Below are 20,010 nucleotides of genomic sequence, written 5' to 3' on the forward strand. Positions count from 1 at the left end.
AAAAAGCCGTATTTCATATGTTACATCTTTTTGATATCGTAGAAGCTGATCTCAACGGCAGTTTCGCGGCCAAACATATCCACACCGATAGTCACTGTGGATTTACTCATGTTGATCGCTTTGATCTGTCCCACCGTATTTTCCCAGACACCGGAAATCACCTTAACTGTATCTCCAACCTCATAATCAATCTGAAGCTGTTCCGGACGAATGCCCAGGTTGGCCATCTCAGCTTCTGTCAAAGGTACGGCCTTAGATTCCGGACCGACAAAACCTGTAACACCGCGGGTATTGCGCACGACATACCAGGTTTCATCATTCATGACCATATGAAGCAGTACATAGCCCGGAAAGAGCTTTTTCTGCACAACTTTTTTCTGGCCATTACGCACCTCGACAACGTCCTCCAGTGGAACTTCGACATTTAAGATCTGATCTTCAAGGTGAAGATTCTGGATGGACTTTTCAATATTTGCTTTGACTTTGTTTTCATAGCCTGAATAGGTATGGACTACGTACCATTTTGCTTCTGCCATATTCTCACCTTTTCCTACAATGATATAAGGAAATCAATACCATACTTAAAGATAAAATCGAGAATCGCGATAATTACTCCAAGTATAACGGAAATTACAACGACAGCGATCGTCCGCTTTGCAGCAGTCGCCTTGTCAGGCCAGATAACTTTTTTAAATTCTGCCTTTATCTGGCTGAATTTACTGGGTTTTTTTACCTTCTGAGCTGTGTCACCCATAAGTTGCCTCCTTGTAATTATCCAATTACTTTGTTTCTTTGTGCATTGTATGCTTTCTACAGAATCTGCAGTACTTCTTAGTCTCCATTCTGTCCGGGTGAGCCTTCTTTTCCTTTGTCATGTTGTAATTACGCTGTTTGCACTCCGTACATGCCAATGTGATCTTAACGCGCACAACTTCCACCTCCATATCGTTTATTCGTTGACGCGGCATCCAGTAAAATCACTGCATCGCCGCACTTTACGGGTTCACCTGCGAAAACGCAGGCAGTATATGAAATGTTGTCTGGTCTGATTTTTAGGCATAAAAAAAAGACCGCCTTCCATAGCTAGTCTAATATAGCATACTTGACACCATTCGTCAAGCATGAAAAAAAGATTTTGGGTAACTATTCAGCCATGAGTCAGAGGAAAAAAGAAACTGAGCAAGTTTACTTGCGCAGAATTTCTTTCTTCCTCCGACATATGGTGTTTAGCCATCAGCGAGGATTCAGCCGCGAATCAGCGCGTTAGCGCGTCTTTGCAAATGGCACGGCCTGATCATGTTCAAGAATATATTTAGATATCACAGTGACCGTCACAGCTTTCTGAAAATATTCTTTAAGGCCGTACAAGAGAACCTTTCCTGAACTTAATTTCCAAAAAGCACAGCACTGTCAAATCTGATTCATTGCGACCAGTTGATTAAAGTAATTGTAATAAATCACATCAATGAACAGGACTAGAGAAAATGCGACATACACCAGCCGCAAGACTCTCTTTGTCACTTCTGTACAATTATAGTACAGATAGAGGGCCAGGGCAAAAAAGACCAGTGTCCCCCCAGCTCTGGTTTCCCGGTCATTATAAAAGAAATTTATAAAAAGCTCTGTCCAATGAATAAAAAAGTTTTAAAAATCTTCAGTAGTCACTTCCAATACACAAATTAAGAATCCATACATAACTTACGCCTGCGCCTTTAAGAATAGAACTGCATATTTTCGCTGTACTTCCAGTAGTATAAATATCATCCACCAGAAGGACACTTTTATATTTTCTTATATTTTTTCCTGGACCAAAGGCTTTCTGTAGATTTTTCAGCCGCTGTGTCGGCGTAAGATTTTTCTGAGGTTCAGTATATCTGGAACGTACCAGCAATTCATTATCCACAGGGATGTTCAGCATTTTTCCAATCCCCTGGGCGATGAGCAAAGCCTGGTTAAAACCTCTCATCCGCTGTTTCCGTGGATTCAATGGAACCGCTGTAATGCAGTCCGGCCTTCGCTGGCAAATCCACTCCCCACATTGTCGTACTGCCCGATCCACATAAAATCCAGCGTATTCCTTTTTTCCTTCATATTTATATTTCGCAATGGATTGGGCCATCTCTTTTGTGTATACCCACACAGCAGTACCTCCATCAATAGGAGCATCTGATCTGGAGCAATCCATACAATACTCTTGCAGAGGACTGTACACAGGTTTTCCGCACCTGAGACATACCGGTGGTTTTACATAGATAAGCTTCTTTTCGCATTTTTCATGCACCTTTCTTTTAGTATCATCCAAAATTTCAAAGCATACCGGACATCTCGGTGGATAAATAAGGGATATCAGTGATTGAATATTCATAGTTTCCTTTCCCAGCGTCTCTCCAGGTGTGGGAAATTTTAATAGCAGTTTGGCGGCAATAAGCATGTGTATGCAGCTTAGCGATAGTACAGGATAAGCCGTTACAATTTTAATTTTTATAATGATAATATTGGGATATGATTCTTAGAAATGTAATGAAATGATAAGGGATTGGAAGGAAATAGACGTGTGTCCATATCGGCTTCTATTTCCTTCCTGGTACTTATTTTATTGGGGCGTCAGTGAGTTTTCAAATGCTTTGTGCTAAATCAATAGTAATTCACTTCATAAGAATAATCCATAAAGTGGTCGTAACTTCTTCCGCTGTAAACATAATAGCTGCAACGCAGGCGGTATTTATACCCTTTGGGGACGGAATAGGTATGTTCCACTACAGCATAATCATCATTAACGGTATCTTTCCAGGTTTTATAATTCTTCCATCCACCATCGTAATACTGTTGTAGATAAAAATAAATTTCAATTTTTGTTGTTATTCCACTATATCCTGTGACTGTTGCATCCATGATTGCTGTTCCATTTTCAATACCCATATCCAGAGTATACGAACTTGTGTAACTCCATCTTGATAAGTTTGGCGTTCCCTCCACATGATATTCATCTTCCATGAAATCATTGTTATCCTCAACAGGACTTGCCATAGCCATTGAACTAATGGACAATACCATAATAGACACTGCCAACATAATCTTCAATAAAATCTTTTTCATTCTTTTACCTCACTTCTCAAACTTTCCTGTAAATCAGTTAATTGTTCTTCAGTTAATTTTCCTTCTATCCTAAATAGATATCCATTATATTGCCAAGCCAAACCATATCCGGACTCAAACTGGTATAATTGCGCCAAACCATACATTGTATTTAGTTCTTGTACATTAGAATATTCTGTATTTACACCTAATTTAATTGAATCTCTTTGTTGATAAAAAATATATCTATCATCAGTTTCCTCATTTTCATATATATCATAAGATACAAAATAGGTATCTACAGAATCTATCAATCTATAATTAGGAATAATTCTTCCCAAAACATACCTATTTTTTTCGTAAGTATTATTTTGTTCCGACTCTCCAAAATTATTATTATAAATAAATTTTTCCGGAAGCAACTTCGTATAATCCTCTTTCAACACAGCCTCAAATCCGGCTTCAGGCAATTTAAAAGCTAATGAATCATCGAAATTGGCAATACTGAGTATGACCACAACAACTGCGGCGGCGGCCACCATTCCCCCTTTTTTCAGATATTGAAGCAGGCGCGCGTTGCGCCGCTGCTTCCATCGGCGGAGGTCCTCCCTGTAATTTTTCTTCTCCTGATCCATGATCTCTCTCGCCTTTTCAGGGCCGAGCCACTGGGTAAAAAGCTGCTCCATATTTTTCCGACCTTCCGGAGAAAGGGCGAAAGGCTTCTCATCCCCAGTATCTGACAGCAATTCATTGATCATATTATCTTCGTATTGCTGTAAAGCCTCTTTCAGCAGATCATCTTCAGGGAACCACTCATCTTCCAGGTCCGTTTGGTCAGGCCCGCCAACTTCCAAATCAGAAGTCTCTCCTTCTGACACAGTTCTGTCAGAGTCATCAGAATAGATGTGGATATCGTTCGCTGCTCCATCTCCTTTAATTTGTGCTTTTTGTGTGTTGTCAGAACTTTCAGCCGCCGCACACTCTTCTCTTTTCACTGTCATGCCCGCCCCTCCTTTCAACTGTGGAGCCGAACTGAAATATTCTGCAATAGATAAAACACATTAAACAAAGGTTTTGTGACAAAATAATTCAGTTTTTTATCATTAATCACCGGATTTAAAAAAGTTACACCCCGCTACGGTTTTTAGGCTTCCTGGCACTAACGGGGCTAACCGCCCGATAGCTGTCGGACAACAATAATCGCGACTGTGTCCCGGTGCGGACGCTGGGCCGCGCGTAACGCAGTGGCCTGTAACCCACGCCGCTCCTTTGTTTTCCGGCACTACTATATCTCCTCCCTTCATAATAACACAACTTTGGTAAATTGCTATTAACTTTTTGCAACATGATCATAACGCATATGTGTTCTTTCCTTGTCCATACCGCCCGGCACAGGACAGTGGCCAAAAAAGGGGACAGCATCCTGCCTCGCGGCCCACATCGCCGATCCATTCAGAGGGAACACAGGTACTTTCAGCAAGATAAGCTTACATAAACGTTCGCTGCCGTCAGAAATAAAAAAGGCAGAAAACATCTTCAGAACTTCCTGAAACGTCTTCTGCCGTAAGGTGTCTCGCAAAATCGGACCCATCTCGCTAGATAGTACTTTCTTAAATCTTTTCCATCGTATAAAAAGAAAAACCTGTGTTGCAAGCATCATCCCGTCATGTCTTTGCAATGTCTGTCCGCACTTTGGTAATCTACCGTAACGATCTTCTTGCAGTGGGGGCACTTCAACTCTACGATCACATGACCGGAGTTTGGCGCGCAAATATCGAAAATTCGCTTGGAACAGTTGGGACAAAGCTGTTTTTTTAATATTCTGTCTGGACCAGTGTTCATAATCATAATCCTCCTGACGGTCACCTTCTTTGTCTTCCGGAAGAAAAGGTATAAACACCTTTGTTGAAATTTCATCCTTATTATATCGAACAAATGTTCTGTTGTCAATACCTATTTTTATTTTTTAACCTGTGGCAACGGTTCGCTGCTACTCACAGTTGTGGAAATACTTGCTGCTTTCGGCGTAAACCAGTAATTCAGGCATACGCCTAAACTATTTTCGAAGCCAATTTTGCATAATTTAAGCGCATGTTCCGGTTCACTGGACAGAGGGGAATGAATAAGCTGAGCTATTCCAAAGCTTACTGTCTCAAATACTTTTATAAGAAATTTAGCTGAACAAGAAAACAACACCGCCACCAGGGACATTTTCCTGGTGACGGTGTACTTATAGACCTTCATTTATTCCATTTTATTAATAGGCCGGCTGAGTTTCCGTCTCAGAGGCATCATCTGTTGATACAACCTGTCCGTTAAGTACCTGATTGATCTTATCGGAAGCTGCCTGAACAGACGCCTGATCCGGAATCATAACATAAGCTGTATCATTGAGAGAATAACAATAATCATTACCGTCGCTTCCCACAACACTCTGTGACACAATATTCCACTCGGAACCGTCATCCAACTGCATTTTGATCAGTTCTGTAATATCATTCATGCTCATGTTCGTCTCAAAATTACCGGTAAGGCTGCTGAGCAAACCTGTGTAATTGGTAAGGATCGCCGGTGACATGGCTTTCTGGATTAAAGCGGTCAGCACTGCCTGCTGATTCTTTCCTCTCTGATTATCTCCGCCAGCCAGGGATTTTCGCTCTCTGGCAAAGGACAGAGCAGTCTCGCCATCCATATAGTTATAGCCCTGCTGGAAAGTCTTTCCATCAAAACTTGTAAAACTATAATCTGAGTAAACCTCAACACCGCCTAACTGGTCCACAATGTTTACCAGCGATGTAAAGTTGACCTTCACATAATAATCAATATTAATACCATAAATCTCTTCCAGTGTGCGCATAGAGCAGTCCACACCATAAATTCCCGCATGGGTCAGCTTATCCAGTTGTCCGTTAGTTACGCCCGGAAATTCCACATAGTAATCTCTCGGCGTTGTTGTGAGAATAATCTGCTTTGTCTCCGGATTTACTGTGGCCAGGATATTTACGTCGCTTCGGCCGTTGGAAGAAATAGTTCCGTAGGCGTCATTGCCGCTGATATAAATGGTGAAAGGTTCTTTCGTAACCTTTTTATCAGAAGCAGCCACTTGTACTTGTGTCTCGATTTTTACATTGTCCAGAACACGGATGTCATCATTAAATGTGGGAAACTCTTCCACAATATTTCCGTTAAAGGCTTCATTATAGATAATAGCTCCTACTTCGCCGTTATACAGGGCATTAATCTGGGCCTGAATGCCGTCGTACCCTGCGGTAGTAATCTCCTTGCCTAGATTTTCATTAATCTGTTCAATGGTTTTGTCCACATTTTCCCGGTCGATAGTGGTCTGAATACCAAAGGTATAGTCCGCCGCGTCTGCCAGCGTCTGGGCCGGGTCATCGGCAAGCACTGCGATGACAATATTATCCACCTGGGTGGTTGTCCCTGTAATGGCACCGAGGAAACTGTTAGTAACAAATAAATAGTAACTTCCCACTGCGAGAACAACGCATAGGATCACGGATTCCACTTTTCCCGCAATATGAGTTCCCCTGGTAAACTGAGAAAAATAAGCAAATACCCATAAGATCAGTAAAAGCACTGCCGCGATGGCAATATAGCGGATCGGAAGAATGTCCAGAAGGAGAAGAAAACCTAAGACAACAATTGATAAGCCGCCCTGGATAATGGCAAGCACCCGCCCTACCATATGCTTCTTTTTATGATTTCCTTTTTGTTTGCCTGAGAAATCTCCACCCATCTCATTTCTGGGATCAGGCATTTTTCTATGAGTTTTTTCCCCGGCAAAGCTCTGATCTCTGTATGCATCAGAGGAACGTTTCACCCGGAAACGGTTTTCGCTGCCAGCAGATGATGCTGTATAATTGTTTTGATTATTCTGACGGTTCTGGCTGCTGTAATGGGGAGTATAATCTTCTTCATATCCTCCACGGCTGCGGCGCCGGCTTCCCTTGGCGATTTCGTCCGGATTCTGCCGCTGATACCGAGATTTTCGACGATCTCTGTCCATGACACACCTCTTTTTTATTCGATTTCTAAACAATGCAAAGCCAGGATACATCTGACTTTGCTATTAAACAATTCACCATTATACTACGGATATCCTATGATTTCAAACAAAAAGCGCATTTTTTTCCGTTTTTTGATATAATAATCCCAAGGAGGCGATAATATGAAACTCGAAGGTTACTATTCTTCCGGTCAGTTTGCCCGGCTGGCCAACGTTTCAGTGCGCACGATACGCTTTTATGACGCTAAAAATATATTAAAACCATCTTATATTGCGCCCTCCGGCGCCCGTTTTTATACAGACTCTGACCTGGCCCGGCTCCAGCAAATTCTCCTTTTAAAATATCTGGGTTTTTCTTTGGATGATATCCAAAAGCTGACCATAAAGGAGACAGACCTGCCTTTGATGGTCAATTCCCTGCGTCTCCAAAAAAAACTGATCCAGGACCGGATCGAGCAGATGGAACAGGTGGAACAGGCCATTGACAGCACTATTGAGGAGATCCGGGATTCCCACGAAATCGACTGGAGCCACATGCTCCATCTCATCCACCTGACCAACCGGGAAAACCGGCTGCGCCGCCAATATCAGGACGCCTCCAACATTAATGCCCGGATACGGCTCCACAGAAATTATTCGGTCAATCCCCAGGGATGGTTTCCATGGATTTTCCAGCAATGCCATATTAAAGATCACGCAAAAATTCTGGAACTTGGCTGCGGCAACGGCGCTCTGTGGTACGAAAATATTGAAAAGATACCGCCAAACTGCCATATTATTTTATCGGATATTTCTTCCGGTATGCTCTCAGATGCCCGGAGAAATATCGGCAAAGATGATCCCCGGTTCACCTTTGAACAATTTGACTGCCAGGATATTCCATATGATGATCACATATTCCATCTGATACTCGCCAATCATCTTCTATTTTATCTGGACGAGACCGGCCATACCCTGTCCCAGGTTTGCCGCACCCTGCTTCCCGACGGCACTTTTGTGTGCAGCACCTACGGCCGCCATCATATGCGGGAGATCAGCGAACTGGTCACCGGCTTTGACCGGCATATCACTCTCTCCGATGAAATCTTATACTATAAGTTTGGCCTTGAAAACGGGAAAAATATACTCTCTGAATTTTTTTCCTCTGTGGAATGTATTCAATATGAAGACTCCATTGAAATCCATGACCCACAGCCTTTGATCGACTATATTTTATCCTGTCACGGCAATCAGAACCAGTATCTTCTTGACCGCTACAGAGATTTCCGCAATTACGTGGAAAAACAGACAAAAAAAGGCTTTCATATTACAAAAGAAGCGGGAATATTTGTTTGCCGGCCATAGTCAAATACCCCGCTGCTTCCGCAGCTATGCTCGCTCATTTTGTGGAGTTCCTGCTTCGCAGTCCGATTTGAATAGTAACAAACGGATTCATAAAATTCTTCTTGAAGCTTACGTTACGTCACCATTTATAATCCAATTATAAATTTCAGTGTAAACGTCAACAATGACACAAGAGGAGTTGAATTTTTATGAAAGGTATTATTCTGGCAGGCGGCTCCGGAACCCGCCTGTACCCCCTGACCATGGTCACATCCAAACAATTGCTGCCTGTCTATGACAAGCCGATGATCTACTATCCTATGTCTGTCCTTATGAACGCGGGCATCCGGGAAATCCTTATTATTTCCACACCTCAGGATACGCCCCGTTTTGAGGAACTTCTTGGAGATGGACATCAATTGGGCATCCAGCTTTCCTACGCCATCCAGCCAAGCCCTGACGGTCTTGCCCAGGCATTTATTATCGGAAAGGATTTTATCGGTAATGACGCTGTTGCTATGGTTTTGGGTGACAATATTTTTGCCGGACACGGCCTGAACAAACGGCTTAAAGCCGCTGTGGAAAATGCGTCCACAGGCAAAGGAGCTACTGTTTTTGGTTATTATGTGGATGACCCTGAGCGTTTTGGCATCGTGGAATTTGATAAAAACGGTAAGGCCATTTCCATTGAAGAAAAGCCAGAACATCCAAAGAGCAACTACTGTGTTACCGGCCTGTATTTCTACGACAATGACGTTGTAGAATATGCCAGAAATTTAAAGCCAAGCGCAAGGGGTGAGCTTGAGATCACAGATCTGAACCGGATCTACTTAGAAAAGGGCAAGCTTAATGTGGAGCTTTTAGGCCAGGGCTTTACATGGTTAGACACAGGCACCCACGAAAGTCTTGTGGAAGCCACAAATTTTGTTCAGACCGTAGAAAAGCACCAGCACCGGAAGATTGCCTGCCTTGAGGAGATCGCCTATCTTAACGGATGGATCAGCAAGGATGACGTCTTAGCTGTTTCCACAAAAATGAAAAATAATCAGTACGGCCAGTATTTAAAAGACGTCATCGACGGCAAATACCTGGATGTACTCCACGGATAAATTTATAAGGAGGTTCATTATGAACATTATTGTTACCGGCGGCGCCGGTTTTATTGGAAGCAACTTTATTTTTCATATGCTGAAAAAATATCCGGAGTACCGGATCATCTGCGTAGATTGCCTGACTTATGCAGGCAATCTCTCTACTTTAGCTCCGGTTATGGATAAGCCAAACTTCCGCTTCGCGAAAATCGACATTACCGACCGGGAGGCTATTTACAACCTCTTTGAGGAGGAGCATCCGGATATTGTTGTCAATTTTGCTGCGGAAAGCCATGTGGACCGCTCCATCGAGAACCCGGAAATTTTCCTGGACACAAACATTAAGGGGACTGCCGTCCTTATGGACGCCTGCCGCAAGTACGGCATCCAGCGGTATCACCAGGTATCCACCGATGAAGTTTACGGCGATCTGCCTTTAGACCGCCCGGATCTGTTCTTTACCGAGGAAACCCCCATCCACACAAGCAGCCCTTACAGTTCCTCCAAGGCCGGCGCCGATCTTCTCGTCCTTGCCTACCACCGCACTTACGGCCTTCCTGTGACCATCAGCCGCTGCTCCAACAATTACGGCCCCTATCATTTTCCTGAAAAACTGATCCCTTTAATGATCATCAACGCCCTCAATGATAAGCCTCTCCCGGTGTATGGAACCGGCGAAAATGTCCGCGACTGGCTTTATGTGGAGGATCACTGCAAGGCCATTGACCTGATCATTCACAAGGGGCGAGTAGGCGAGGTTTACAATGTAGGCGGCCACAATGAGAAAAAAAATATTGACATTGTTAAATTAATCTGTAAAGCCCTTGGAAAACCTGAAAGTCTGATCACATATGTCACTGACCGTAAAGGACACGACATGCGCTACGCCATTGACCCCACCAAGATCCACAACGAGCTTGGATGGCTTCCCGAGACAAAATTTGACGATGGTCTTAAAAAAACGATCCAGTGGTACCTTGACAACAGAGAATGGTGGGAAACTATTATTTCCGGTGAATATCAGAATTATTATGAAAAAATGTACGGCAATCGGTAAAATTGCTGACAACCGCTAAAGTACGCGGCTGCCACTGAAGTTTTTAATCTTCCGGCTGCGGGCTTAGCGGCTCATGTCCGGATTGGGCCAAGTTTTAGGAGGTTATTATGAAAGTATTAGTTACAGGCTCCAAAGGCCAGTTAGGCTATGATGTGATCCATGAACTTGAGAAGAGAAATCACACCGCTGTGGGCGTGGATATTGATGAAATGGACATCACCGACAGTGAGAGTGTCCGCCAGGTGATCACCCAGGTTCATCCCGATGCCGTAATCCACTGTGCCGCCTGGACCGCTGTGGACGCGGCTGAAGCGGAGGAAAATCAGGCCAAAGTATATAAAGTCAACGGCGGCGGTACTGAAAATATTGCCCTGGTATGCCGGGATCTTGATATTAAAATGATGTACATTTCCACAGATTATATTTTTGACGGCACAGGCACAAAACCATGGACGCCGGACTGCGTCGATTACAAACCTCTCAATATTTACGGAGATTCAAAACTCTGCGGCGAACAGGCGGTGACAGCGGCGCTATCCCGGTTTTTTATTGTCCGCATTGCCTGGGTTTTCGGAAAAAACGGGAACAACTTTATTAAGACTATGCTAAAAATCGGAAAAAATCATGATGAGCTTCGGGTAGTTAACGACCAGATCGGTACACCGACATATACCTTTGATCTGGCCCGGCTCCTTGTGGATATGATCGAGACAGACAAATACGGCATTTACCACGCCACCAATTCCGGCGGCTATATTAGTTGGTATGACTTTGCCTGTGAGATTTTCCGCCAGGCCGCTGCCGACGGTCACGAAGAATATGACGAAAAACACCTTACAGTCCACCCGGTGACCACAGCGGAATACGGTCTTTCAAAAGCAGCCCGCCCTTTTAACAGCCGCCTTGATAAAAGCAAGCTTGAGGAAAATGGTTTTATGCCCCTGCCAGACTGGAAGGACGCCCTGCACAGATATTTGCGGGAGATTGAATATTAAAAGGAGAGATGACTGTCATGGGACAGATTACTGTAGAAAAAAATGCCGGAGGAATCTCCGGATTATGTGTTATCACCCCCACAGTCCACGGAGATGAGCGGGGCTATTTTGTTGAAACCTACAATCAAAATGACATGAAAGAAGCCGGTCTTGATATGACCTTTGTCCAGGACAACCAGTCCTGCTCTGTCAAAGGGGTGCTTCGCGGTCTTCACTTTCAGAAACAGTTTCCCCAGGGCAAGCTTGTCCGGGTCATTAAAGGCTCTGTTTTTGATGTAGCCGTGGATCTTCGTCCCGGCAGCCAGACATACGGCAAATGGTTTGGTATTGAGCTGACGGAAGGAAACAAAAAGCAGTTCTATATCCCTAAAGGTTTTGCTCACGGCTTCCTTGTCCTCAGCGACATTGCAGAATTTTGCTATAAATGCACCGACTTTTATCACCCCGGAGACGAAGGCGGTCTCGCATGGAACGATCCGTCCATCGGCATCGCATGGCCCCAGGTCCAGGGAACCTATGACGGCACAGCCAGCGCTAAGGGCTACACCCTGACCGACGGCACGCCGCTGATTCTCAGCGAAAAAGATCAGCTCTGGCCAGGGCTGACCTCACTTCAGGCGTAAACAGCAAGTGTTTCCGGCTGCCGTGAATAGTAACGAATTATTACAATTCATTTGCGCATTTGACATTTTTTAATTGCGCATTCCTTTTTTCTATGCTATAATTTTTTCAAGATTTCAAATCTACAAAATACTAAAGATAAAACAGGCAGTAACGCAGCGTTTGGATTTACAATCCGCGCTGCGTCTTTGTCCTAAAGACAGAGGAACTGCCAATGAAGCAAACGCCACTTTTATAATCTGCGCCCGGATGGTCTTTTACCGCATATATACCGCCAAAAGCCCCATCATTGATCGTCCGGAACAGTGCCACAGGGACCAGCCTTATTAAAGGCAGTCACATTAAGGAGGAATTCTATGACAGACACACAATTGCTGCAGGCGATTTATGGCGATTTGCAAAATGTAAAGGCAGATATTAGCGCCATGAAGGAGGACATTAACTTTCTTAAAGAAGAGATTTCTGATCTCAAACAGGATGTCGCCACTCTCAAAAACGACGTTGCCACGCTCAAAGACGACGTTGCCACGCTCAAAGACGACGTTGCTGGACTTAAACTCGACGTCGCAAATTTAAAGACTGATATGTCTAATGTAAAATCTGAAATCACTCTATTAAAGGAAGGATCCGCCAGAATGCAAGCAGACATTGCTTCCCTGAAAGAAGAGATGACAGTGATGAAGACAGACATTGCTTCCCTGAAAGAAGAGACGGCAGTGATGAAGACAGACATTGCTTCCCTGAAAGAAGGGATGGCAATGATGAAGACAGACATTGCGTTCCTGAAAGAAGAGACGGCAATGATGAAGACAGACATTGCTTCCCTGAAAGAAGAAATGGCAGTGATGAAGACAGACATTGCTTCCCTGAAAGAAGAGACGGCAATGATGAAGACAGACATTACTTTCCTAAAAGAAGAGACGGCAGTGATGAAGACAGACATTGCTTCCCTGAAAGAAGGGATGGCAATGATGAAGACAGACATTGCGTTCCTGAAAGAAGAGACGGCAATGATGAAGACAGACATTACTTTCCTGAAAGAAGAGACGTTAGCGATGAAGTCTGATATCGCCTTCCTTAAAAATCAGGTAAAAAGAAATACTGAGACGTTGGAGCTGCTTAAAGTCATTCTGGATATGGAAACTAACCGCAATATCAAAATAGTTGCGGAAGGGCATCTGGATCTGTCCCGGAAACTGGACAACGCTATCCAAATATCCAATCAAGTTTATGCAGAACAAGAGATATATAAGATTTTAGTCAACCGTCATGAAAGACAGCTCAGTGAAACAGCATAGGCAAGATAAAATCTGACAAAACCAGGGGGACAGCCATAAAAGTATCATATTCATGACTGTCCCCCTTATTTTATGAGTTGCCCGACAAATGGGCATGAGACACGGATTGCTCCGCACTTCGTATTTTCGCGTCTTCGCTCCGCTTCGGTCGGCGCTAAGCGGCCGTCCCCCGGACGCCCAGCGCCCTAAAACACCTCAAATCCGCACATTTTTCTACGAAAAATGGCTCCTTTTCGGTGTTTTACGCGCCACAAAGTCATAAATTTTCATGCAAGCATGAAAATTATGACCTTTTGTCGCTTGTCTCATTTTATTCCGCCAGCGCCATCAGCGCTTTTGTCAGTTTAGCCAGCATCCGGTCTCCATCTTCAATAGATGTTCCCTTAACGCCCATATAAAACTTGATCTTTGGTTCTGTACCTGAAGGTCTTGCACAGCACCATGCATCATTTTCCAATTCGTAATAGAGAACATTAGACACCGGAAGATCCAGTTTTGTCTTTGCGCCGGTGTTCATATCCAGACGAATGGAAGTTTTATAGTCCCGAACAGCTTCCACCTTAAAAGTATCAAATGCTTTCGGCGGATTGATGCGAAGTTTTTCCATCATCGCATGAATCTTTTCTACGCCGTCAATACCTTTCAGTGTAATGGACTGAAGGCCCTCTCTGTAATATCCGTACTGTCTATAAATATCCATCATCTGATCCCAGAGAGTCTTGCCCTGGATTTTGCACCAGGAAGCCACCTCGCACAGCGCCATAACAGCCGCCACAGCATCCTTATCCCTGGCATGAGTGCCTACAAGGCAGCCGTAGCTTTCTTCCAGACCGAAAACATAGGAATATGTGTGCTGCTGCTCAAAAAATTTAATCTGCTCACCGATATATTTAAAGCCGGTAAGGACTTCAATGAGCTTCACATGGTACGCCTCCGCCAGAGCGTCCGCCATGTTGGTGGTCACAATAGTCTTTACCAGGGCGCCGTTTTCAGGAAGTGTGCCGTTTTCTTTCCGCTGACGGAGAATATATTCCGCAATGACCATACCGGACATATTTCCGGTAAAACTTACATACTCTCCGGTAGCGCTATCCTTAGCATACACGCCGAGACGGTCAGCGTCTGGGTCCGTAGCCAGTACAATGTCCGCGTCCACTTTTTTCGCAAGCTCAAGGGCCAAAGCAAAGGCTTTGGGATCTTCCGGATTTGGATAGCTTACTGTAGGGAAATCTCCGTCGGGAAGTTCCTGTTCAGACACCACATAAACATTTTTAAATCCCAGTTCCTCAAGCACACGGCGCACAGGGAGATTGCCGGTTCCATGAAGGGGCGTATAGACAATCTTAATATCCTCGGCCACCTGCTGAATATATTCCGGGTGGATGATTTGGGTTTTAATAGCCTCAATATATGCGTCGTCAATCTCTTTGCCGATGGTGTGATACAGTCCGGCCTTTACCGCGTCCGCCTCAGACATAGTCTTAACATCATGATAATCGGTCACTTTATTGACCTCGGAAATAATCTCCTTATCTTTCGGGTAAGTGATCTGGGCGCCATCCTCCCAGTAAACTTTGTAGCCGTTGTATTCCGGCGGATTATGGCTGGCAGTGATGACGATGCCTGCCACACAGCCAAGCTGACGCACCGCAAATGAAAGCTCCGGCGTAGGACGCAGGGAATCAAAACGGTAAGTCTTAATGCCATTGGCGTTAAGGCACAGAGCTGCCTCCCTAGAAAATTCCGGGGACATATGTCTGGAATCGTAGGCGATGGCAACGCCCTTGTCCTGACCATTTTCAGAAATAATAAAATTTGCCAGCCCCTGGGTGGCCTTGCGGACTGTATATACATTCATCCGGTTTGTCCCTGCGCCGATAACGCCGCGCAGGCCACCGGTGCCAAATTCCAGGTCTTTGTAAAAACGGTCTTCAATCTCGCTCTCATTGCCTTCAATATTTTTCAGTTCTTCCCTGGTCGCCTGGTCAAAATAATCATTTTCCAGCCAGAAGCGATAAGTGTCTTGATAACTCATTTTTATTCCTCCTCGTCAGGGCCTATTAAACATGGGTACGGATAAACGTACATTTGCCGCTGATCTGTATTTTCTTACGTCCCGCCGGCACGAAAAAGCTGTCTGCCGGCTTAAAAGAAAGGACTTTTTTATCACAACTGATATGGCCCTCCCCATCAATGATTAAAATGGAATTAAAGGACGTTTCATCAATATCCAGTGTAACCTCTTTGCCTACTGTATATTTACTGCTCTCAAAATATTTGCAGCTTCCCAGAAGCTCGATTTCAAAGCCGTTGCCTGTGGTGATCCGGTCCGCCACGTTCACCGCTTTATTATGAAGAACCTCAAGGGTTGAAACATCGGTAGCTTTCTCCAGGTGGAGTTCCCGGGGATTTCCGAATTTGTCCCGGCGGTCATAATCATAAAGACGATAAGTGCAGTTGGAGTTCTGCTGGATCTCACAGATCAGGATTCCGGCGCCGATGGCGTGGATAGTTCCTGCCTTGACAAAAAATGTATCGCCTTTGTGAACCTCCACTTTATTGAGAACTTCAAGAACTGTATTGTCTTTTACCCTTTGCTGCAGCTCCTCTTTGGAAATATCCCTGTTCACGCCATAATAAATACTGGCTCCAGGATCGCAGTCCATAATGTACCACATTTCATTTTTTCCATACTCGTTTTCGCGGCTAAGAGCGTATTCGTCATTGGGATGAACCTGAATGGACAGAGGATTTTTCGCGTCAATAAACTTGATCAAAATGGGAAAACGCTCAAACGCCTGGCATTTCCATCCCAGCCCCTCTTCGCCAATGCCTTTAATGTACTCGCCAAAAAGCATACCCTTGTAAGGGCCCTCGGCGATAATACTCTGCCCGTCTTTGTGGGAGGACAGCTCCCAGCTCTCAGCGATCACGTCATAATCACATTTTTTGTGATAAATATCCCTCAGCTTCGTTCCGCCCCACAGGTAATCTTTGAAGGCCGGCTCCAGTTTGACAAATCCGGCATCCTGGATATAGCGTCTTGGCATCGTCTCTGATTTAATAGAATCCTCGTCCACAAGTTTCTGCCCAATGGAAATCTCAATAATGATCACTTCGGAATCGGTATTATTGGACACAGCATGTTCCACGCCAACAGGCACGTACACCGTCTCTTTTGCCCGGTAATCCCGGCATTCCTTCCCAAGAGTAATGGACGCCACGCCTTTGACCACCGTCCACTGCTCACTGCGCATGCCGTGTTTGTGGAGATGGTGGGTCTTTCCGGGAAATACAACCACTTTTTTGACCTTAAAGAAGGAATCATCCTCAAGCACCTGCTGGGTTCCCCACTCATAATAGAATGTACTGTGGTTCTCAAAAAAGCGGCTGTACTGATCATGGTTTTTACGCATGATCTCCTTAATATTCCCTGACTGTCCTTTCTTTGAAATATACAGAGCGTCGTCAGTGTTGACAATGATGGTATCCTCCAGACCATTGGCCACAACGAGCTGTTCTTTGGAGCGGTTGATCACAGTAACATTGCCACATTTTTCTTCAATGACATTTTTGCCGACCCCGGATTTTGTATAATCGGAAAGTTTTTCCAGGTCGCCGATATCAAACCACTGGAAACCGGATTTAATGACCCGCACATTGTCCGATTTTTCAAAAACTGCGTGTTCAATACTCATAGCCGGAACCGGCGCCATGGACTTCTTATCTAAAAGGATCATCTGCCGCCCGTAATTAATCTTTTTCTCAGCATTCTCGCAGGAAGAATAGATCTGCGGAGCGTGAAGCTTCAGCTCATGAAGAAAATCTCCGGACCGGAATAAAAAGTTTCCGCTGTTCCACAGATAATCCCCGGACCGGATATAGCGGCTAGCTGTCTCCACATCCGGTTTTTCCTTAAATGCCAGCACTTTTTCACCATCATACTGGATGTAACCGTAGCCGTTATTAGGGGAGTCCGGCTGCATGCCAAAAGTAACAAGAGCGCCTTCCCGAGCCATATTCTGGGCACGGATCACAGTATCCTTATAATTCTCCCCTTCAATGATCTGATCTGCAGACAAAACAAAGACAAGCTCCGATGGATTCAGGCCCATACAGATCATGGCCACCGCCGGAGCTGTCTTTTTGGCATCCTCCTCAAGGAAACACCGATAGCGCAGCCCCTGGAAGGCTTTCATCTGGCTTTCGATAATAAATTTATAGTTCAAATTCGACGAAATGATAAATTCATCACAAAAGGGAATATTTTTAGCCACCATCTCCTGCAACAGAGAGCGGCCTTCCTTAACCTCCATAAACTGCTTTGGATAATTTTCCCGTGACAGCGGCCACATACTGTTCCCTTTGCCGCCTGCCAGTATGATACATTTCATTTACATTCTCCTTCTATAATCAAACTGCTTCTTCAATCATGGTTTTATATTAAACGACAAATATATTTGTCGTTTAATATAAAACCTCCGGGGGATGCGCACGATTTTTGCAAGGAAAGATCGGCGCTTTGCGCAGCAAAAACCGGCGCAGGAAACGTCATAATAAAAATTATTATGACGTTTCCTATAGTATACCCATTTCATTCCGGGTTGTAAATATAGTAAACGATAAATATATTTGTCGTTTACTATAAATATTGCCGAAAAAGAACAAATTACTCCTAAGGTTTTAACAGCAGGCAGAAATTGCCGTTCTTTTCCACGGTCTTTCCGGAAAAAATAAAGGCAAACTATTGTTTTTTAAAACTCTTTAGTGTATGATTCTTATTGAGAAAAAACAGCCTTTCGCCTGTAAAAGTGCGAAGCGGCTGTAAAAATTTATAAATGGAGGATGAATGTCATTGAAAAAAACAGCATTAATCATGGCCGGCGGCCGCGGTGAGCGTTTTTGGCCCCGCAGCAGGAAAAGTCTTCCCAAACAGTTTCTTTCGTTAACTAACGACGGGAAAACTATGATCCAGCTTACTGTTGAGCGTATTTTGCCGCTGGTTGCCATGGAGGACATATATATTGCCACCAACGAAGCTTACCGGCCTCTGGTGCGCCAGCAGCTCCCGCAGCTTCCGGAGGAAAATATTTTATGCGAACCTGTGGGACGCAACACGGCCCCATGTATCGGACTTGGGGCCGTCCATATCCATCACAAATATGAGGATGCCATCATGATGGTTCTTCCCTCAGATCATCTCATAAAAAATAATGAGATGTTTGTACAGACACTGACCGACGCCTGCCAGATCGCAGAGCAGGGACAGAACCTTGTTACCCTGGGCATTACACCCAATTACCCGGAAACCGGCTACGGTTATATCAAGGCGGACAAAAACACCCCCAACGGTCCAGCCTACTTGGTGGAGCGCTTTGTTGAAAAGCCGGATCTTGATCTTGCCCGCCAGTATGTCCAGAGCGGCGAATATTACTGGAACAGCGGCATGTTCATATGGAAGCTTTCTTCCATCCTGACAAACCTTAAAAATCATATGCCCGCCACCTTTGAGGGGCTTAGCGCTATCCAAAAGGCTATCGGCACACCTGACCAGGAACATGTCTTAAAAGAAGTTTTTCCCTCACTTCCGTCTGAATCCATCGACTATGGCGTTATGGAGAAAGCTTCCGGCATTAACATTCTCCCAGGAGACTTCGGCTGGGACGATGTGGGTTCATGGCTGGCCATTGAGCGGATTAAAGGCACCGACGCTGATGAAAACACCTTCACCGGCAATGTTGTGGCTATAGATACATCCCATTGTATCATTGAAGGCCAGGATAAGCTCATCGCCGCCGTCGGCCTGAAAGATATCATTGTGGTGGACACACCTGATGCCACCCTGATCTGCCACAAGGAAAAGACCGGCGAAATCAAAAAGCTTTTAGATCTGCTCCGCAGTCAAAATAAAGAAACTTATTTATAGATTTTTAGCTGGCATCCGGCAGGCGGCATCTTAAACAGGCGCCTTTCTCCGGAGATTTACAGACCTTTACGCCAGCCAATCATAGATATTCAGGAGGATTTTTATTATGAAAAACGCATTGATCACAGGTATTACCGGACAGGACGGCTCCTATCTTGCCGAACTGCTCCTTGAAAAAGGCTACAATGTGTATGGTATCATGCGCAGAAAAAGTGTTGTAGACTACGGCAACGTGGATCACATCAAAGATAAGATCCATTTTATCTACGCCGACATGACCGATCCGGTGTCCCTGATCACCGCCATGAAGATCTCCCAGGCCGACGAGGTATATAACCTGGCCGCCCAGTCCTTTGTGGCCACAAGCTGGGAGCAGCCTTTGGCTACCGCAGACATCGACGCTTTAGGCGTGACCAACATGCTGGAAGCTATCCGCATTGTAAAGCCGTCCGCCCATTTCTACCAGGCTTCTACCTCTGAGATGTTCGGCCTTGTCCAGGAAATCCCTCAGACAGAGAAGACCCCCTTCTATCCCAGAAGCCCCTACGGCGTAGCAAAGCTTTACGGCCACTGGATTACCAAAAACTACCGTGAAAG

General features: G+C 44.7%; 18 protein-coding genes and 1 pseudogene. 8 read left to right on the plus strand and 11 right to left on the minus strand.

The genetic code is table 11. From position 1 onward, the window contains the following. Nucleotides 1–20: 20 nt before the first annotated feature. From nusG to HNP82_RS02730, 9 genes and pseudogenes are all read right to left on the minus strand, one after another. Nucleotides 21–536 (minus strand): transcription termination/antitermination protein NusG, encoded by a 516-nt coding sequence (gene nusG / locus HNP82_RS02695; protein WP_183771174.1) that lies wholly within the window; start codon nt 534–536, stop codon nt 21–23. Between the two features lie 14 nt (nt 537–550). Next, nucleotides 551–754 carry a preprotein translocase subunit SecE gene (gene secE / locus HNP82_RS02700; protein ID WP_183771176.1) on the minus strand — a complete coding sequence of 68 codons (204 nt, stop codon included), beginning with the start codon at nt 752–754 and terminating at the stop codon, nt 551–553. Between the two features lie 25 nt (nt 755–779). After that, nucleotides 780–944, minus strand: coding sequence for a 50S ribosomal protein L33 (gene rpmG / locus HNP82_RS02705; RefSeq protein WP_207720528.1), 165 nt, complete (start codon nt 942–944; stop codon nt 780–782). Nucleotides 945–1,654: 710 nt separating this feature from the next. Next, complete coding sequence (locus tag HNP82_RS02710) at nt 1,655–2,185, minus strand: ComF family protein (RefSeq protein WP_183771180.1); 531 nt, start codon at nt 2,183–2,185, stop codon at nt 1,655–1,657. Further along, a pseudogene (locus tag HNP82_RS18745) lies at nt 2,186–2,431 on the minus strand (double zinc ribbon domain-containing protein); the annotation flags it as partial. It lies immediately after the preceding gene. A 203-nt stretch (nt 2,432–2,634) separates the two neighbouring features. Continuing rightward, the gene (locus HNP82_RS02715) at nt 2,635–3,096 is read right to left on the minus strand and encodes a hypothetical protein (RefSeq protein WP_183771182.1); all 462 of its coding nucleotides are present in this window, start codon (nt 3,094–3,096) and stop codon (nt 2,635–2,637) included. Then, nucleotides 3,093–4,076: a DUF4367 domain-containing protein gene (locus HNP82_RS02720; protein WP_183771184.1), complete on the minus strand. Its 984-nt coding sequence runs from the start codon at nt 4,074–4,076 to the stop codon at nt 3,093–3,095. The genes HNP82_RS02715 and HNP82_RS02720 overlap by 4 nt, the downstream gene beginning before the upstream one ends. 655 nt (nt 4,077–4,731) lie before the next feature. Beyond that, nucleotides 4,732–4,917, minus strand: coding sequence for a hypothetical protein (locus HNP82_RS02725; protein WP_183771186.1), 186 nt, complete (start codon nt 4,915–4,917; stop codon nt 4,732–4,734). Nucleotides 4,918–5,332: 415 nt separating this feature from the next. Next, entirely contained in the window at nt 5,333–7,102 is a 1,770-nt protein-coding gene (locus HNP82_RS02730; protein ID WP_183771188.1) for an LCP family protein, read from the minus strand. Between the two features lie 162 nt (nt 7,103–7,264). Between HNP82_RS02730 and HNP82_RS02735 the strand changes: the two genes are divergently transcribed. The 6 genes from HNP82_RS02735 (at nt 7,265) to HNP82_RS02760 (ending at nt 13,487) form a co-directional block, all read left to right on the plus strand. Continuing rightward, complete coding sequence (locus HNP82_RS02735; protein ID WP_183771190.1) at nt 7,265–8,446, plus strand: MerR family transcriptional regulator; 1,182 nt, start codon at nt 7,265–7,267, stop codon at nt 8,444–8,446. Between the two features lie 188 nt (nt 8,447–8,634). Continuing rightward, nucleotides 8,635–9,534 (plus strand): glucose-1-phosphate thymidylyltransferase RfbA, encoded by a 900-nt coding sequence (gene rfbA / locus HNP82_RS02740; RefSeq protein WP_183771192.1) that lies wholly within the window; start codon nt 8,635–8,637, stop codon nt 9,532–9,534. Between the two features lie 19 nt (nt 9,535–9,553). Beyond that, complete coding sequence (rfbB, locus tag HNP82_RS02745; protein WP_183771194.1) at nt 9,554–10,573, plus strand: dTDP-glucose 4,6-dehydratase; 1,020 nt, start codon at nt 9,554–9,556, stop codon at nt 10,571–10,573. A gap of 107 nt (nt 10,574–10,680) precedes the next feature. Continuing rightward, entirely contained in the window at nt 10,681–11,568 is an 888-nt protein-coding gene (rfbD, locus tag HNP82_RS02750) for a dTDP-4-dehydrorhamnose reductase (protein ID WP_183771196.1), read from the plus strand. A gap of 17 nt (nt 11,569–11,585) precedes the next feature. Next, nucleotides 11,586–12,191, plus strand: coding sequence for a dTDP-4-dehydrorhamnose 3,5-epimerase (gene rfbC, locus HNP82_RS02755; RefSeq protein WP_183771198.1), 606 nt, complete (start codon nt 11,586–11,588; stop codon nt 12,189–12,191). Nucleotides 12,192–12,545: 354 nt separating this feature from the next. Beyond that, the gene (locus HNP82_RS02760) at nt 12,546–13,487 is read left to right on the plus strand and encodes a coiled-coil domain-containing protein (protein WP_183771200.1); all 942 of its coding nucleotides are present in this window, start codon (nt 12,546–12,548) and stop codon (nt 13,485–13,487) included. A gap of 310 nt (nt 13,488–13,797) precedes the next feature. Here HNP82_RS02760 and HNP82_RS02765 read toward each other — a convergent pair whose 3' ends face one another. Together HNP82_RS02765 and HNP82_RS02770 are read right to left on the minus strand one after the other, a co-directional pair. Beyond that, the gene (locus HNP82_RS02765; protein ID WP_183771202.1) at nt 13,798–15,522 is read right to left on the minus strand and encodes a phospho-sugar mutase; all 1,725 of its coding nucleotides are present in this window, start codon (nt 15,520–15,522) and stop codon (nt 13,798–13,800) included. Between the two features lie 25 nt (nt 15,523–15,547). Then, nucleotides 15,548–17,881: a type I phosphomannose isomerase catalytic subunit gene (locus HNP82_RS02770; protein ID WP_183771204.1), complete on the minus strand. Its 2,334-nt coding sequence runs from the start codon at nt 17,879–17,881 to the stop codon at nt 15,548–15,550. Nucleotides 17,882–18,342: 461 nt separating this feature from the next. Here HNP82_RS02770 and HNP82_RS02775 point away from each other — a divergent pair, with 461 nt between their 5' ends. Further along, nucleotides 18,343–19,413, plus strand: a complete 1,071-nt coding sequence (locus HNP82_RS02775; RefSeq protein ID WP_183771281.1) for a mannose-1-phosphate guanylyltransferase — start codon at nt 18,343–18,345, stop codon at nt 19,411–19,413. A gap of 106 nt (nt 19,414–19,519) precedes the next feature. Next, the coding region (locus HNP82_RS02780) for a GDP-mannose 4,6-dehydratase (protein WP_183771206.1) at nt 19,520–20,010 on the plus strand (491 nt) is incomplete at its 3' end.

This window comes from Catenibacillus scindens (assembly GCF_014202115.1).
Lineage (GTDB): Bacteria > Bacillota > Clostridia > Lachnospirales > Lachnospiraceae > Catenibacillus > Catenibacillus scindens.